At 49.6% G+C, this 16,850-nt stretch carries 15 protein-coding genes; 13 read left to right on the top strand and 2 right to left on the bottom strand.

The genetic code is table 11. The features are described 5' to 3' along the window. Nucleotides 1-404: 404 nt before the first annotated feature. On the bottom strand, nt 405-2,489 hold the full coding sequence (locus AC4IE7_RS19845) for an SGNH/GDSL hydrolase family protein (protein ID WP_490778607.1): 2,085 nt from the start codon (nt 2,487-2,489) through the stop codon (nt 405-407). 245 nt (nt 2,490-2,734) lie between these two features. On the opposite strand from AC4IE7_RS19845, the gene AC4IE7_RS19840 reads away from it, so the two are divergent. Next, nucleotides 2,735-2,995, top strand: coding sequence for a hypothetical protein (locus AC4IE7_RS19840; RefSeq protein WP_490778606.1), 261 nt, complete (start codon nt 2,735-2,737; stop codon nt 2,993-2,995). 68 nt (nt 2,996-3,063) lie between these two features. Here AC4IE7_RS19840 and AC4IE7_RS19835 read toward each other — a convergent pair whose 3' ends face one another. Then, nucleotides 3,064-3,870, bottom strand: a complete 807-nt coding sequence (locus AC4IE7_RS19835) for a proteasome-type protease (protein ID WP_490778605.1) — start codon at nt 3,868-3,870, stop codon at nt 3,064-3,066. 223 nt (nt 3,871-4,093) lie between these two features. On the opposite strand from AC4IE7_RS19835, the gene AC4IE7_RS19830 reads away from it, so the two are divergent. The 12 genes from AC4IE7_RS19830 to AC4IE7_RS19775 all read left to right on the top strand — a co-directional run bounded on the left by AC4IE7_RS19830 (nt 4,094) and on the right by AC4IE7_RS19775 (nt 16,810). After that, nucleotides 4,094-7,465 (top strand): transglutaminase family protein, encoded by a 3,372-nt coding sequence (locus tag AC4IE7_RS19830; protein WP_490778604.1) that lies wholly within the window; start codon nt 4,094-4,096, stop codon nt 7,463-7,465. Continuing rightward, nucleotides 7,465-8,910, top strand: coding sequence for a circularly permuted type 2 ATP-grasp protein (locus AC4IE7_RS19825; RefSeq protein WP_490778611.1), 1,446 nt, complete (start codon nt 7,465-7,467; stop codon nt 8,908-8,910). Before AC4IE7_RS19830 ends, AC4IE7_RS19825 begins: the two co-directional genes overlap by 1 nt. A gap of 40 nt (nt 8,911-8,950) precedes the next feature. Further along, complete coding sequence (locus tag AC4IE7_RS19820; protein ID WP_490778603.1) at nt 8,951-9,895, top strand: alpha-E domain-containing protein; 945 nt, start codon at nt 8,951-8,953, stop codon at nt 9,893-9,895. A 111-nt stretch (nt 9,896-10,006) separates the two neighbouring features. After that, a complete protein-coding gene (locus AC4IE7_RS19815) occupies nt 10,007-10,534 on the top strand; it encodes a Na+/H+ antiporter subunit E (RefSeq protein ID WP_490778602.1) in 528 nt (175 codons plus the stop codon). Continuing rightward, nucleotides 10,531-10,797 (top strand): monovalent cation/H+ antiporter complex subunit F, encoded by a 267-nt coding sequence (locus AC4IE7_RS19810; RefSeq protein WP_490778601.1) that lies wholly within the window; start codon nt 10,531-10,533, stop codon nt 10,795-10,797. The genes AC4IE7_RS19815 and AC4IE7_RS19810 overlap by 4 nt, the downstream gene beginning before the upstream one ends. Continuing rightward, complete coding sequence (mnhG, locus tag AC4IE7_RS19805) at nt 10,794-11,111, top strand: monovalent cation/H(+) antiporter subunit G (protein ID WP_490778600.1); 318 nt, start codon at nt 10,794-10,796, stop codon at nt 11,109-11,111. Before AC4IE7_RS19810 ends, mnhG begins: the two co-directional genes overlap by 4 nt. Beyond that, on the top strand, nt 11,108-11,419 hold the full coding sequence (locus AC4IE7_RS19800; protein WP_490778599.1) for a Na(+)/H(+) antiporter subunit B: 312 nt from the start codon (nt 11,108-11,110) through the stop codon (nt 11,417-11,419). The genes mnhG and AC4IE7_RS19800 overlap by 4 nt, the downstream gene beginning before the upstream one ends. Beyond that, nucleotides 11,412-12,098 (top strand): MnhB domain-containing protein, encoded by a 687-nt coding sequence (locus AC4IE7_RS19795; RefSeq protein ID WP_490778598.1) that lies wholly within the window; start codon nt 11,412-11,414, stop codon nt 12,096-12,098. The genes AC4IE7_RS19800 and AC4IE7_RS19795 overlap by 8 nt, the downstream gene beginning before the upstream one ends. Then, the gene (locus AC4IE7_RS19790; RefSeq protein ID WP_490778597.1) at nt 12,095-12,574 is read left to right on the top strand and encodes a sodium:proton antiporter; all 480 of its coding nucleotides are present in this window, start codon (nt 12,095-12,097) and stop codon (nt 12,572-12,574) included. Before AC4IE7_RS19795 ends, AC4IE7_RS19790 begins: the two co-directional genes overlap by 4 nt. Beyond that, the gene (locus AC4IE7_RS19785) at nt 12,571-14,040 is read left to right on the top strand and encodes a complex I subunit 5 family protein (RefSeq protein WP_490778596.1); all 1,470 of its coding nucleotides are present in this window, start codon (nt 12,571-12,573) and stop codon (nt 14,038-14,040) included. Before AC4IE7_RS19790 ends, AC4IE7_RS19785 begins: the two co-directional genes overlap by 4 nt. After that, nucleotides 14,037-15,914, top strand: coding sequence for a proton-conducting transporter transmembrane domain-containing protein (locus AC4IE7_RS19780; protein WP_490778595.1), 1,878 nt, complete (start codon nt 14,037-14,039; stop codon nt 15,912-15,914). Before AC4IE7_RS19785 ends, AC4IE7_RS19780 begins: the two co-directional genes overlap by 4 nt. Next, nucleotides 15,914-16,810: a respiratory chain complex I subunit 1 family protein gene (locus AC4IE7_RS19775; RefSeq protein WP_490778594.1), complete on the top strand. Its 897-nt coding sequence runs from the start codon at nt 15,914-15,916 to the stop codon at nt 16,808-16,810. Before AC4IE7_RS19780 ends, AC4IE7_RS19775 begins: the two co-directional genes overlap by 1 nt. Nucleotides 16,811-16,850 lie beyond the last annotated feature (40 nt).

The raw sequence follows: 16,850 nt of genomic DNA, 5'->3' as shown, positions 1-16,850 counted from the left end.
TGTCCCATTAACTTTCAATCTTCTCAGAACAACTCTGAAAGCCCCTCTCCCTTTACGGGAGAGGGGTTGGGGAGAGGGTGTACGCGAAGCGTTTCATGTGATTGAAAGAGAAAAACTGCATTGATCGTTCATATTTATCTTGCTGATTGTTGGGGAAAATAGAGTGTTCATTCTCCCCCTCTCCCGAAGGGAGTTTCTCTCCCCACCTATTCAAGATACTGATGACTTGTAAGTTTTTTCTAGCCGTGACCCTCTGGTTTACGATGCTTTTTCATGCCTCAACTCAAATATCAATCAGCAATAGAAACCAACAGCAATGAATCAGCTACAGCCGTAATAGTTTAAGTAAGTGGGATACAGCCTATTATCACATCATGTCTACTAGGACCTGGCTAGCAGTTGCATCACGATCTCAACTCAATTTGCACACCTATACCACTGCTTCCATCAATCTCCGCCCCCCCTGGCACATTCAAGGTTAAGTATAATGTCTCCCCGCCTGTCTGTATCGGTAGCCAGATACTCTCGAATGATAGAGGTATGCTCTCCAATGTATCACTTTTTTTAATTACCACATCGCTGACTATCCTGTCATGGGATTGACCTGCGGGCGCTCTTGAAAATGAGAGTTGATATTGACCAATATCGGTTGCATTAATAGTACAAAACCCTCTTAGCTTGAAACTGCTATATCCCTGTTGATCAACAATGGTAACTGCACCATCACTCTCACCAGTAATAACTGTGCTTGGCGCTTCATCTATCTCACGAATAGTGACTGTATTTGTAAACGGAATGTTGTGCCAACCCCCACCCAGCAGTTGCATACTCTCTGTTCGAATCAAGCTGACAATATCTACAATTCTGGCGGGCTGAGGATAGTTACCTTGAACTTCAACATCAAACGGACCAAAGACATCATTGCCGATCCTGTATTTGATATGCCAGCTCCCCGCAGCCAAACCAATATTTTGCAGTGAGCTGATATGCGCACCCGTTGCTGAAACCAATGTTGGAGGGTTATTGCTATTCCAGTTGGATGGCTCTGAGACTCCATCTAACCAGAGCTTTGTTGAGATCTCATAATCAGGCCATAAGTTGTTCAACACCACTAAAAACAGATCATCTTTGGATCTGTCTATAGTCTCGGTCAGGCCGATGGTTGGGCGTTGCTCATTTGCCCAGTATTTAATGTTGTAGATCAGGTTGGTATCACCATAAACATTCAGCCACATGGGATACTCTCTGCCAGAGAGGTATTTTGTATCGACATCATAGCCATCCCTGCCGATATCAAGCTTGATTGCTGAACTCCATAACAGATCAAAGTCAGTAAAATCACCCAGTTTCCTGATATTTTTCAGCGCCGGGAGGGTTTCTCGGATTGTGCTGTTGGTCTGTAGCGCTTCCCATACGCGACTCATGATGAAGTAGTGTCCCCAGGAGTTTGGGTGATATCGATCGTGTGAGAGTAACCCCAACCTTGCGGGGCGAAAGTAGTTAGTGTTGATCACCACATCTGCAAGACTACGACACTCTGCATCCAGGGCTTTCCAATCCCTCAACCTCTCCTGCATGCGAGGTGAGAGTAGCTTGTCGACCTCTTCGTATTCAGAAGTGTAGAGCCCCGATTCACCTGGCTGGGTACTGGTCTCATGCATAACAGGTACGCAGTACTTTTTCTTGATCCTCTCAATCGGTTTTCTTGAATGGCGCTCTTCATCGTATGGAACCAACCTAGAATAGATCAGCAGAGAATCAGGATTGTGCACCCTGAAATAGCCAAAGAGTGCCTGTGCATCAGCAATCATCTCTGTCTGAGACCTGCCACCCAAGCCAAGAATGGCGTCATTTATACCTAGCTCAACGATGATGGCATCAGGATTCGATTGGCTGGTAAACTCGGCATAGGTCTGACCTGTCAATGGGTCTGCTCTGTTTAGAGCGTACTGATAGGTTATTGCACCCGCTCCGGTATGATTGAATACAACATTCACCCCCTCTACAGCCAATGCCCCATTGATGTGGTCAACCCAGGTCTCCCGCCACGGAAATACCACTTCACTTGATCCCAAGACCGCAACTTTTGCAGCTTCAGTTGTTACCAGGGCTCGATTTGTCTGCTGCACCATCATGGTCAGCTTATCCAACGCCTGCTCTGTCAGTTCGGGGCTATAGGTGATCTGACTTCTCAAATCAGTGGTTTGAAGCAGATCTACAACACGTTGGATCAGCAGTGATTCATCCATCGCCAGGGGGCCGTTGCTGCCGGGATAGTCCACTGCACCACCAGGGTTGTTTTCCTGATCCAGGTTGAGAGTCACTGTATAGTCATCTCCCTGGGCCAGTATCATTTTAAATCCATTGGCTGCGATCATAGTGACCACAACATGCGCAGGATCGAGCAGAGGAAACGAAAACTCAAAATGGGTGGTGAGCCCATCACCATAGACTGGACCTGAGACGAGAGTAGTGGTGTTTACGGTCATATTGGCATCTTCCTGTGAGTCCTGTTGAGTGTCATTCGCTACTCATAATCCCCATCAACCGGCGACTCAAGAATCACCGACCACTTAATAACATATTGATTTAATTTCATATTTTATATATTGAACATCTAGATATTATTTTGCGCTATTATCCAGATAGGGAGATCAAAATTACCCAACATGATCGAACAAATAATAATGTCAGAAAATGACTGAATAATCTCAATGTCGAGGGGAAAGATGTGATGTCATTAGAAAAACGCGTAGGTTTGGGGCCAATCCCCAATTCTCCTGAGATGTATATCAATGAAAAACAAGTCGACGGAATGTCTATCCTGAAGAAATTCGGCTGGAAATTGGTTTGCATCAGAAGAGCACAAGCAGGGAAAGTGCTGACTTTGCTGAAGAACCGTTTTGATAAGACAGTAGGCGTTCTGGGGGAAGACGGTATCCTCCGACTTCAACCAGAGATCAGGATACGCCATAGCAGGTATGCCGACCACTAAGCATGAGCTTGACTTGTTTACGTCAGAAGTGAGAATCGCCCTGATTTATTATGAAGTTCCCTAAAAATTCAGTCATAGCTTTTAACTGGCTCTGAAGTCTGATCTTGACATTGATTAAGCTCAAGACTTGACTGAATTTCCGCAGTCTCCCATTCAAAGCGAGGAAGATTGGCAAAGGACTGGATCAGACCATTGGTCCAGGCTGCCTGAAGCTCGTTGAGGTACTCCCCCTGCTCTTCAAACTTACACCGACTGGCAAGCTGGAAATCATTTGCTCGATAGAGTGAAAGCTCATAGGGTGGACCCACAGTAATATTGGACATTGTTGTGGAACTGAGTGAAACCAGTGCCAGACGCGCGCAATCATTCAGAGGCAAGTCGTGGCTCAATACCCGATCAAGTACCGGTTTTCCATATTTGGTCTCACCAATCTGCAGATAGGGTGTGCTTTTCGAGGCCTCAATATGGTTACCTTGCGGATAGATCAGCATCAAACCATGGGGCTGTCCTTGAATCTGACCACCCAGTATCAGTGATACCTCACCACTGACCCCGGCTTGTTGAAGCACGCTGCTGTGTTGCTGCTGAACCTGCTGGCTGACACGTCCCACATAGTCTGCCGCTTCGAAGAGGTATCTTGCTGACAGTAGACTATCGACTCCTGTTGGGTAATCAATATCCCGCTGGATTATGTTCACAATCTCCTGGGTAGTCGCCAGATTTCCTGCTGACAGAATGACAAACAGCCGATCCGGCGCCGGATTGAAGAGATGCATTTTCGAATAGGAGGTGACATAGTCTACACCGGCATTGGTACGGGAGTCGGAAGCGAACAACATGCCATCCTTGACACAAATACCGAGACAATACGTCATAGAGTAACCTTATAAAGTTTTTTGGGTATAGATCTGTTTTAAGCAGGATATTTCTGGCCTTGCATCTTAATACAAACTGGAAAGCTGTGGATACCATTTACTCAACCTTTTGCCCCTCAAATGAGTTACAACACTGGCATAAAAACTGCAATAATTCTCCCCAAGCATTGAAATAGGTATTCAGTGCAAAGCAACAGCACCAATCTGGAGCACACGACGCACCATGTCAGTACGCATCGCCATTCAACACCGCACAGAATACCACTTTGATCGTCAGGTTAATCTAGCTCCACACGTGATACGTCTGCGTCCCGCACCCCACACGCGAACGCCACTGCACCACTATGGCTTGATTGTAGAGCCAGAAAAAAAGTTTCTGAATTGGCAGCAGGATCCGTTTGGCAACTATGTGGCACGCTGTGTATTTCCTGAAAAAACAAAAAGTCTGGTTATCGAAGTCAATCTTGTTGCTGATTTAGTGACTATCAATCCTTTCGATTTCTTTGTCGAGGAGGAGTGTGAACACTATCCATTCAGCTATGAAAAACAGTTGAATAAAGAGCTGTTCCCCTATTTCGAAATCAAAGAGAAGGGGCCTCATTTATCCGCTTGGTTAAAGGCTCTGAAAGCAGATCCGGTCGGATTCAATTACCAACTCGACAAATCAACAGAGGAAGAGCGAGCGCAAGGACCTCACATTGTTCACTATCTGGTCGAGCTTAACCAGCGACTGCAACAGGATATCGGCTACACAGTCCGCATGGAGCCTGGTGTACAGAGCTGCGAAGAGACCCTGACCAAAAAGAGTGGCTCCTGTCGTGATAGTGCCTGGCTACTGGTTCAGATATTGCGCCATTTAGGCTTGGCGGCACGTTTCGTATCCGGATATCTGGTTCAGCTTGTTGCCGACCAGCAATCACTCGATGGCCCATCTGGCCCGGAAGCAGATTTCACCGATTTACACGCATGGACTGAAGTCTACATACCTGGTGCCGGTTGGGTAGGGCTTGATCCAACCTCCGGATTATTTGCAGGAGAGGGACATATTCCACTGGCCTGTACACCAGATCCAATAAGTGCTGCGCCCATAGAGGGGGCTACTGATGAGTGTAAAGTCACCTTTCATCACGAAAACAAAGTCATCCGTGTTCATGAGGATCCGCGAGTAACCAAACCCTACAGCAGCAGGGAGTGGCAGGAGATTCTCACTCTTGGCGATTTCGTTGACCAGCAGTTGGATAGAGGCGACGTCAGACTCACTATGGGAGGTGAACCGACATTTGTCTCGATTGATGATATGGAGAGCCCTCAATGGAATACTGCCGCACTGGGGAAGCACAAACGTCAACTAGCCGGGGAGCTACTGCAACGACTGAAAAAGGCCTTTGCAAAAGATGCTGTACTCCACTACGGCCAAGGCAAGTGGTATCCGGGAGAACCCCTGCCCCGTTGGGCACTCACCTGTGCCTGGCGCAAGGACAATCAACCAACCTGGTATCACCCGGAGCTTCTCGATCAGCCCGACTCTTCGAGTGATTACTCTATACAGCACGCTCAACTTCTGATTGAGAAGATTCAGAATCATCTTCATCTGCCAGATCGCTATGTCGTTCCAGGGCTGGAAGACAATCTCTACTACCTCTGGAAGGAAGGTACATTACCAACCAATGTGGATGCACTGGACAACAAGTTAAAAGATCCTCTCGATCGTGACCGGGTGCGTAAAATCTTCGAGCAGGGATTGCAGAAGATCGTCGGCTTCACTCTACCCATAGCCTGGGATTATCGTCAGCAGAGCTGGGTCAGTAATCCTTGGAATTTTCGACGCGGCAAAATGTTTCTCATACCCGGTGATTCACCCATGGGTTATCGGCTGCCTCTGGATTCCCTGCGTTGGGAAAAAGAGCAACAACGTCATGCTGTTCATCCCCGAGACCCTTTTGATGAACGGGAACTACAGCCGGAAATACGGGATCGGCTGCGTATGGTCCAAAGCGGCCATACAACACCACTTCCAGCAAAACCAAAAGCTGCTGATGACCCTTCACTGTTCAAGAGTAAAGATGAGAATCAGAGCCTGATCCGGACCGCATTGTGTGTCGAACCCAGAGATGGCCATCTCTATATATTCCTACCGCCCCTGACCAATCTCGAACACTATCTTGACCTGATCAATGCCATTGAAGCAGCAGCAGTTGAGACTGGCTATTCAGTGATTATGGAGGGATACGAACCACCAAAGGATCCCCGCCTGGAACGCTTTCAGATCACACCCGATCCCGGTGTCATCGAAGTCAACATTCATCCCAGCAATAACTGGCGTGATCTTGTAGGCATGACCGAAACCCTTTACCAGGAAGCTCGGCAGTCCCGTCTTGGTACTGAAAAATATATGCTGGATGGTCGTCATTCCGGCACCGGGGGTGGCAATCATATTACCATTGGTGCCGCTGATCCTGGAGACAGCCCTATATTGCGCCGACCACATCTGCTGCGCAGTCTGTTAACCTATTGGCAACACCACCCTGCACTCTCCTACCTCTTCTCCGGTCTGTTTATCGGCCCTACCTCACAGGCCCCAAGGGTGGATGAGGCCAGAGATGATGCACTGTATGAACTCGGCATCGCTTTCAATGAGATCCCACCTGGTGAAACCCCCGCCCCCTGGTTGGTCGATAGAATCCTTCGACATCTGTTGGTTGACCTGACCGGAAATACTCATCGATCTGAGTTTTGTATCGATAAGCTCTACTCCCCTGACTCTCCCAGTGGGCGCTTGGGTTTGGTTGAATTCCGTGGTTTTGAGATGCCACCTCATGCACAGATGAGTGCAGTACAGATGTTGTTGTTGCGCGCTTTGATAGCACGATTCTGGGATACCCCATACGAGCGAGAACCAGTTCGCTGGGGAACTGAACTGCATGACCGCTTCATGCTGCCCCACTATATCGAACGGGATCTGGCCGATGTGGTCAGAGACCTGGGCAAATCGGGTTTTGGTTTTGAGAGTGAATGGTTTTCACCCTTCCTTGAGTTCCGTTTCCCCCGATACGGCACCATCAACGTCGATGATATTGAGATGGAGTTGCGCTTTGCCATCGAACCTTGGAACGTACTCGGTGAAGAGGTGACTGCTCAGGGTACAGCCCGTTATGTGGACTCTTCAGTTGAACGCTTACAAGCCAAGATCAATGGGGTGACACCCGGCCGTCATGCAATCACCTGTAATGGTCGGCCTCTACCTCTGCGCAACACAGGCACCCAGGGTGAATATGTTGCGGGTGTTCGTTTTAAAGCCTGGCAGCCACCCTCCGGATTACATCCCACCATCAGTAGTCATGCGCCATTAGTGTTTGAAGTGGTTGATACCTGGAATCGCTGTTCCCTGGGTGGATGTACCTATCATGTCGCTCACCCTGGCGGACGGAGTGAAGAGAGCTTTCCAGTCAATGCCTACGAAGCTGAGGCAAGACGTCTTGCCCGCTTTCATGAACAGGGCCACACTGGAGGAACGATCGATCTGACTAAGGAACCGGTCAATCCTGACTTCCCCCATACCCTGGACTTAAGAGCCACTCCGTCGGGAGACACATGATGACGATTAATCGAGACTCCTTTGAAAACCATCGCTTCTTCGATGAACTGATCACACCAAATGGCAACGCAAGAGGCTATGCCCGCAAGCTGATCAGTTACCTGGGCAAGCTTGATGAAGGCGAGCTCGAATCCCGACAACTTGGTGCTGAGCTGGCTATAAAGCAGATGGGGATTACCTTTCGGGTCTATACCCAGGAAGAGGGTTCCATCGACCGGGTCTGGCCGTTTGACATAATCCCTCGCCTGATCCCTAAAAAGGAGTGGGATGATATCGAAGCCGGGCTGAAGCAGCGTGTAGAGGCTTTGAATCTTTTCATTGACGACCTCTACCACAAACAGAAGATTGTGAAGGATAAAGTTTTTCCTGCCGAAGTGCTGGCAGATTCGGAAAACTTCCGCGAGCAGTGCATTGATATTAACCCACCTCTTGGCATCTGGGCCCATATCTGCGGTAGTGACCTGGTACGGGACGACAAAGGAAAGGTATATGTCCTGGAAGATAATTTAAGGGTACCTTCCGGGGTCTCATATATGCTGGAAAACCGCCTGGTGACAAAAAGAGTTTTCCCGGAACTGTTTGAAACCTACAGTCCTTTGCCAGTGGATGACTATCCCTCAGAACTTTTTGATACTTTGGCGGCACTCTCCCCCCGCCCCGGTGATAATCCGGAAATTGTCGTACTTACACCTGGCATCTATAACTCCGCCTATTTTGAACACGCCTATCTGGCGCAACAGATGGGATGTGAACTTGTTGAAGGACAGGATCTGGTGGTTGAAAAGGATGATTGTGTCTATATGCGCAATATCGAGGGTCTGTCACGGGTTGATGTAATCTATCGCCGTATTGATGACCTGTTTCTCGACCCCGAGATCTTTGATAAAGATTCATTATTAGGTGTACCTGGATTGATACGGGCCTGGAAAGCAGGGAATGTCGCCCTTGCCAACGCCCCAGGCGCCGGTGTTGCTGATGACAAAGTTGTCTACTCTTTTGTACCTGACATCATCCGCTACTATCTCGACCAGGAACCCATTGTGCCCAATGTCCCAACATGGCGTTGTATGGATAAAGACTCCTGCGAATATGTTTTAGAACATCTTAAGGAGTTGGTCGTGAAACCGGCGAATGAGTCGGGAGGCTATGGCCTGTTGATCGGTCCCGCATCAACCAAGCAGGAGCGGCAAACCTTCCGTAAACTGATTAAAGCCAATCCCCGAAACTATATTGCACAACCAACCCTGGGCATCTCCACAGTACCAACAGTATCACGTGGCATGCTTGAGCCTCGCCATGTAGACCTTCGTCCATTTATTCTCAGTGGTAAAAATATGGAGGTCACAACGGGTGGTTTGACCCGAGTAGCCCTGAACAAAGGCTCACTGGTGGTAAACTCATCCCAGGGAGGAGGCAGTAAAGACACTTGGATTGTCGATAGTTGATTAAGGTGCATTCAGGACATAATTGAGGTAAGAGCGAGCGATGCTTTCCCGAGTTGCAGAGACTATATATTGGATTGGGCGCTATCAGGAACGGGCTGAAAACATAGCACGTCTGATTACGGTCAATACCCATCTAACGCTTGATCTCCCTTCAGGGGTTGCCCCCGGATGGGATGTATTGATCCGTCTATTGGGTTGTCATGAATCCTATCTGGAACGTCATCCGGAGTTTACTGAACGCCGTGTCGCCAACTTTTTGATCAGTGATGAATCCAATCCCAGTTCAATCATCAGCACCCTTTCAGTGCTAAGGGAAAATGCCCGCACCATTCGTGAAATATTACCCCGAGAAGCCTGGGAATCGATCAACAGTTACTATCAAACGGCCCTCGAGAGTAAACAGAACAGTTTTTCCCGTCATGGCAGGGAAAGTTATCTGCAGCATATCATTACCGGTTCTCAACTAATGACCGGTCTTTTGGCTGGCAGTATGAATCACGACACGGCATACCATTTTCTCAATTTAGGGCGAAAACTTGAACGTGCCGATATGACAACCCGTATTATCGACGTACGATCAGAGAATCCAATTCCTGAAGATGCCCCTGAGCTTGCCCCTTTCGAGGATATACTGTGGGTGAGTATGCTTAAATCCCTTAGCGCACATCAGATGTATCGCCAACATATGCAAGTTCGGGTTCGCCGAGTGGATGTTTTAGAATTTCTCTTCAGAACCAGTAGATTTCCACGTTCAATTAGCTATTGCACGGAGAACATCAGCTTCAATCTTTCGCGATTACCTAAAAACCGATCACCGTTAAAAATTCTTAAACAGATCAATAATGCGCTTTTGGAAATGCCGTTGGAAAAGATGGATAATAACGTTCTTCATGATTTCATCGATAATTTGCAGATCAGTTTTGGAGAACTTCATGAAGCAATATCCAAAGCCTATTTCCCCCCCAAGGCTACGGACGCTGCCTGATTTATAAAACGATTTTTCGATAGCGTCATTGAGTTGTAACATTAAGATGATTTGATATTGATTTAGAGCGTACAATAGACGCAACAACCACAACAAAAGGTGCTTCTGAGTATGTCTGCGAAAATCGTAGAACAGCAACCACTCCGATTCGTCCACGGCTTGTTTCTGTTCCTGCTTGTATTTGGACTCTGGTTGCTATTGGTTGGTAACCTTGATCCTGCAGAACTGGCAGCCGGTATGGTGATCGCACTCATCGTAACCCTGGCAAGCCGCCCTCACCTCACAATACTCTCTGGTTTGATTATTTCACCTTCAGCGATTGTGCCTTTCATAAAGTATCTCGGCACTTTTTTTCTAGCGTTGATTCGAGCCAACATTGACATGGCACGTCGTGTTCTGAGTCCCTCCCTGCCGCTGCGACCAGCGGTTGTCGAAGTTGAAACCAATCTCAAATCTCCCCTCGGCCGTCTGATTCTGGCTAACAGTATTACCCTGACACCTGGCACCCTCACTGTCGATGTACAGGATCAACTGCTTCTGGTGCACTGGGTTGATTGCCCCCCTGGCACCGATATCGCAACTGCCACCCAAGTTATAACCAGCCAATTTGAGCAGCATCTGAAAGGTTTTGTAATATGACAATGACGGTATTGGAAACAGTGGCACTGGTTTTATTGGGTGCAGCGGTATTGTTGAGTTTATTAAGGCTTATTCTTGGACCGACCGCGCCGGATAGAGTGGTTGCCGCAGACACCCTGGCAGTCATAACAACCTCCGGCTTAGTGGTACTGGCCGCACTGCTGGGAAGCCCCCTCTACCTGGACGTTGCATTGATCTACGGCACCCTGGCATTTGTCGGCGTGGTGGCCATCGCAAGAACTATAGAAGGTAATGGCTCATGAGAATGGTGGCAGACCTGTTTCTTCTCATCGGTGCAGCTTTCACCCTGTTCGGTGCTATCGGATTGATTCGCATGCCCGATGTCTATAACCGAATACAGGCTGGAACCAAAGCAGTCACCCTCGGTTCCTTATCACTGCTAGTTGGTATCGCCCTGCTCTACCCCAGTTGGTGGTCGAAACTTCTGGTGATCGGAATACTCATCCTGATTACGAACCCACTGGGTTCTTCCACCATCGCCAGAGCGCTTCTTATGGCTGGTGTCAAACCTTGGAAAAAAGAGCCGCTCACAAATTCAAGCGAGGTGGATCAATGAGTGACCTGGAGATCTGGATTGCCCTGATACTGGCAATAGTGATGTTGAGTTCTGCGGCACTGGCACTGATTGTTAAAAATCACTTGGCTGCAGTTGCAGCCGCCTCAGTTGTCTCCCTTGGTCTGGCGTTACTGTTTGCACTGATGCGTGCGCCAGATGTAGCCATGACTGAAGCTGCTGTTGGCGCCGGTCTGAGCAGTCTCATTCTGGCGCTGGCTCTGCGTCGACTGGGACTATGGCAAATTGAGGGTAAGCAAGAGAAGCACAGTCTGCTTTCCGTTAAACCCAGGGGGAATGAGAATGCGTAATCTCACCGGACTGCTGTTTGCAGGAGGTCTGGGCTTTATGTTGCTGGCGATTGCCAGTGGCATCGATTTCGGCAATCCGGCAATGCGAATCGGCGAGGCAATTCAGTCATCCTCGCCTCAGGAGATAGGTGCCGCCAATATCGTTACCTCGGTAGTACTCGGATACCGCGGTATCGATACTCTGGGTGAACTCTCCATTCTGTTCGCCGCCGCCTCTGCAGCAGGATTGGTTCTAGGGCGTAGACAGACAACTGCAGGCACTCAAACCAGAGGTGGCTTCGTTCTCCATCATGGCGGTGCAATGCTCTTCCCTTTTCTTTTGACCATAGGTTTTTACATTATTTTTCATGGTCACCTGACGCCAGGTGGTGGATTTCAGGGCGGGGTTATTCTTGCTGCCGCTTTCTTTCTACCGCTGCTCGCCTCTCCAGGTGCACGCTTACACCACTCTATTCTGAGTGTGATAGAGGCCTTTGCCGGTGCAAGTTTCATTTTGATTGGTCTGGCCGCTCTGGCAGAGGGAAAAGCTTTTCTGCAACCGATGTTGAATCAGGACACTCTGGGGTCTTTGATATCCGCCGGTACCTTACCCCTGCTCTATATCGCTGTGGGCTTGAAGGTAGGCGCTGAACTGGCAAGCCTGTTATCCAACCTTGCACAAACGGAGTCCGAACGATGATCCCGGGTGTCACACTTGAATTGATACTCTATACAACCGCCCTGGGTCTGGTCATTATCGGTCTCTCAGGAGTGGTTTTATCGAGACACCTATTCCGTATGGTTCTGGCATTGGTCATCGCTGAAGCAGGTGCCAATCTGATGCTGGTGCTTTCAGGATATCGCTGGGAAGCGGTCGCGCCAATCCTCATTGAACGAAGCGAACAACCCGTCATGGTAGATCCCGTGCCACAAGCCATGGTGCTTACTGCGATTGTAATCGGCGTAGGTGTTCAGGCATTGGCTGTAAGCATTCTCATCCGAATACGTCAGCGTTATGCCGCTCTGGATCGTCATGACGTTGCTGAGAAGATGGATGCTGAGATTGCCATCACAGCGGGGATACGCCGGGATATCAGCCAGGATGCGCCACTGGGGGATCGCCCGATTCAACCCGTGCCAGCCCATACTTCTGAATCCCGTGGAGGCGAACTATGAACTACTTGGTTCTAACCATCGCCCTACCCATGCTCGGTGCATTTCTTTTGCCTGTAGTGATGCAGACTTCCAAAGCGATCGGACTCTGGCTGGGGCCGCTTATTCTGGCTTACGGCTGTTGGCTTTTGGCTAATTTATGGCTGAATGATGTCTCTCTGCCGATCTCGATTGCCATTGGTGGATTTGCAGCCCCGTTGGGCATTAACCTCTATATCGATTCCCTCGCCCTGTTGTTTGCTTTTGCTACACAACTCATGGGGCTGATCTGTTGGCCATTCAGTTTGAATCAGGATACTGCTCGACGCCAGTCACTGATGTTGTTGCTGGTAGCTGCATCCACTGGTCTCGCACTCTCCGGCGACCTGTTCAACCTCTATGTTTTCTATGAACTGGCGGCAGTGGCAACCTTTGGTCTGGTAGCAGCATCAAACACCACTGCATCCATTGCGGCAACCTTTCGCTATCTGATACTGAGCGGTATTGGATCAGTCTTAACCCTGCTCGGCATTGCTCTGGTTTATAGTCAGACCGGCACCTTGAATCTGGCCCACCTGGCACAGTTGGCGCCAGAACTTTTAAATGACAAATTGGGATTGACTGCCTACCTGCTGATCCTGATCGGTATCGGCGTTAAAGCGGAACTCTTTCCAGTCAATGCCTGGGTTCCGGAAATCTATGGGACGGCATCGAGCAGATTATCCGGTTTTCTGGCTGGACTTCTGTCGAAACTGGCACTGCTGGTGATTCTGCGACTGTTGCTGTTGGTTTTCCATCAACCAGAGGCGATTCAGATTATTCTTATCCTCGGCATCCTCGGTGTTATCAGTGGCGAACTTGCCGCCTGGCGTGCCAAGGATATGCGACGTATGCTCGGTTTTTCTTCCATTGGTCAGCTGGGAATCGTCTTCATTGCCCTCTCTCTTCCAGATGAACGTGGATTGCTCGCATTGCTGGCTCTCTCTCTGCATCACCTGGTGATCAAAACCGGACTCTTCATGTTGGCCGACGGTTGGGGTGGCTCTCTGGAGCGTCTTCGGGGCATTGCCCGAACCTCACCTATTGGCGCAGCACTCTTCACCCTCTTTGCCCTCTCCCTGGTGGGCGTGCCACCACTGCCTGGGTTCTGGGCGAAGTTCACACTGATCACTGAACTTGCTGCTCAGAGTGAACCACTCTATCTGATCGGGCTTTTGGTATTTCTCCTTGCGACTGTAATTGAGACCAGTTATATGTTCCGTATTGTTGCCTTGATGTACAGTCGAGCTGAGCTACCGAATCAACCGGCACGACCTCATCTGCCAGGAATCTCCTTGGCTACTGCCTCCCTATTTGGCATCTCCCTGCTGGCAGCAACTGTGTTGATTGCCCCAATTGGTGATGGCCTGCAGGCAGTGGCATCAGAGACAAAGAATATCGATCTCTATATTGAAACTGTTTTACCAGCGACTCCCGGAGGCCAGTTGTGATTCTCAGCCTATTGGATGAGCTATTGATCTTTTCCGGCGCCACACTGTTGGTTGCCCTAATTCTTGGTCGTGGTCTTGCGGTCGGTTGGATGGTGACTGTCCTCTACGCAGGACAGTTACTGGTACTGATTAAAATGGCTGCGCTTGGTTATGGGGGTGATCCCATCTCCTCAGGCTTCAGTTTCAGTGTCATGGGCCAAACCCTCTCATGGCGATTCGATGCACTGAGCTGGTTCTTTGCCTTAATCACTATTGTAGCTGCCATGCTCACCAGCTGGTTCTCCTGTGGCGAGTGGGAACGGAAATTTTCCCAACAGGGGGGTAATGTCTGGCTGTTTCATATGGCCATGGCGTTAAACGTTTTCACCATGCTGGTTCTGCTAGCCAGCGGGGATCTGTTATCACTTTTCATAGGTTGGGAACTGGTCAGCTGGGCGGGCTTTCTCTTAATGGCAGTCGCCGGCGGCGTCGCAACCCAGGCAGCAATGCGCTATATCACCTATGCGGTAGTTGGCGGTATGTCGATCTTTGGTGGTATTGCACTGGTCTACGTCTCAGCTGGTTCACTGCAGTATGAAGCGATCCTGATCGCCGTTGAAAATATGAGTGTTGGTCAACTCTGGATGCTGGTACTGCTATTCGGAAGTGGTTTTGGCATCAAGATGGGGCTACTGCCCTTTCATCTCTGGCAGGCAGCTGCTTATGCAGAAACACCGGGGCCGGGCAGTGCCTTTCTCGGGGCCATCTCTTCCCGTATGGGGCTGTTTGCCATCCAGCTGGTTCTGGTAAAGCTGTTTGGTATCGTCAACATCGATAACCTGAAAATACCCTTCACCCTGATAGATGCCCGCGACCTGCTGGCCTGGATCGCAGTGTTTACCATTATTTTTCCAACCTACACAGCATTGAAGCAGAACGATGCACGCTATCTGCTCGCCTGGCACGGTATAGGTCAGGGGGGATACATGTTGCTCGGCCTGGTGACTGCCAATGCCCTGGGTAGTGCCGGTGGACTGCTTCATGTGTTGAATTATGCCGCCTGCCAGGCTGCACTGCTAATGGCTGTGTTTGCTGTAATGCATCGTACTGGTACAGCAGATTTGAACAAGTTGGGTGGTTTGGTAACCCGAATGCCCCTCTCCTTCCTGGTACTGCTGACGGGGATCATCGGTCTTGCCGGCCTGCCTCCCATGAACGGCTTTGTTTCCAAATGGCTGGTCTATCGATCTCTACTGGTAGATGGTATGCCGTTGCTTTTTGTGGGTGCGATCATCGGCACGCTGGGAACCATCCTCTCAGTCTATAAATTGATCCACAATATCTTTCTCGGCCAACTTCGTGTGGAACACCAGTATATACGCGAAGCCCCCTGGAGCATGATGATTCCGATGCTGATACTCGCTGGCATCATCTTCACCACCGGACTGTTACCCGGCATACCTCTGACCTGGGTTGCCTCTGCGTTGCAGAGTATCGGTCTCACCGGGCCAGAGATATCCCTCGGCGGCATAGAATCAACCAGTGGCAACCTGGATATGCTGTGGGTGATCGGTGTTCTGTTTGCCGGATTTGGTATCGGCGCCGTTATCTTCTACTCCGCAGGTCGCAGTAAAAGAGTGCACCAGCTCGACAACTATGCGGGTGGACACTTTCTGACTACCGATGTGCGTTATCAATATAGCGATAACTTCTACTCTGGTCTGATGCATCTGATCAGTGGCTGGTATCGCGGCAGCTTTCAGTGGCTGGAAAACAGTATTACCTCGCTGGTCGAATTTCTCTCCCTGGGTATGCAGGGTATCTACCGGCGCGCCAATTCTGAGTTCTATCTTTTGAGCACGGCACTTTTTGTAATTGCCTGGGTGGTTTTCTAATGGCTCCAATCGAACTTCTTATTGAACTGACCCTGATGCCGTTGATTGCCTTCATTGTCGGCATGATGATGGTGCTGATGATGCGTCGAATCGCAGCCAAGATACAGCGGCGTGTCGGGCCTCCATTCTTTCAACCGCTGTACGACATCGTAAAACTGCACGGCAAGCGAACTCAGATATCCCACGGTCTGATTCACGATATCGGCATCGTCATGGCCATGGGGGGATATATTGCTGCAGAAACCCTGTTACCGGTTCCCGGAATGGATGGCATTGCAGAAAAAGGTGGCATTATCACCCTGCTCTATCTGATGATGATTCCCTCCCTTGGTCTCGCCCTGGGTGTTGGCCAGTGCGCCAATCCCAATGGATCGATCGGTATTGCTCGTGCCCTCACTGCCATGCTCGCCTATGACATTCCACTTGTGATAGTAATCTTTGGTGTCGCCTATGCCGCTGGCACTACCAACCTTGTCGATATCATTGCCATTCAACAGGCGGGTGGATTTGAGACCTGGGGTGCGGTGCAGATGCCCCTATTGGCGATTGCCGGCCTGATTGCAATGCATGCCTCCCTGGGTAAGCAACCTTTTGAAATCTATATTGCACCGGCGGAGATTGCGACCGGCCCGATGGTGGAGATGAGCGGAAAATATCTGGGCGGACTGTTTGTCATGCAGTGTTTCCAGCTCTATACCACCTCTGTGCTCTATGTCAGCCTGTTTTTGGGTGGCGGCACGACCTGGTTCGATTTTCTCTTGAAGAGTTTTCTGGTACTCGCCATTCCGGTGAGTATCGCCTACCTCTTTCCCCGTTACCGAACCGAGGATCTGCTTCGTCTGATGTGGAAATGGCCGGTGATGCTGGGATTGATCGGTTTGGCATTTGTAATGTGATTTTTTTGCCACTCATGAGACAGAGTGGCACCACCCTGTA

This window comes from Candidatus Thiodiazotropha sp. AKAK3, from assembly GCF_058244645.1.
Note: the sequence above shows the minus strand (reverse complement) of the source record. Positions and strands in the feature narration are given on the sequence as shown.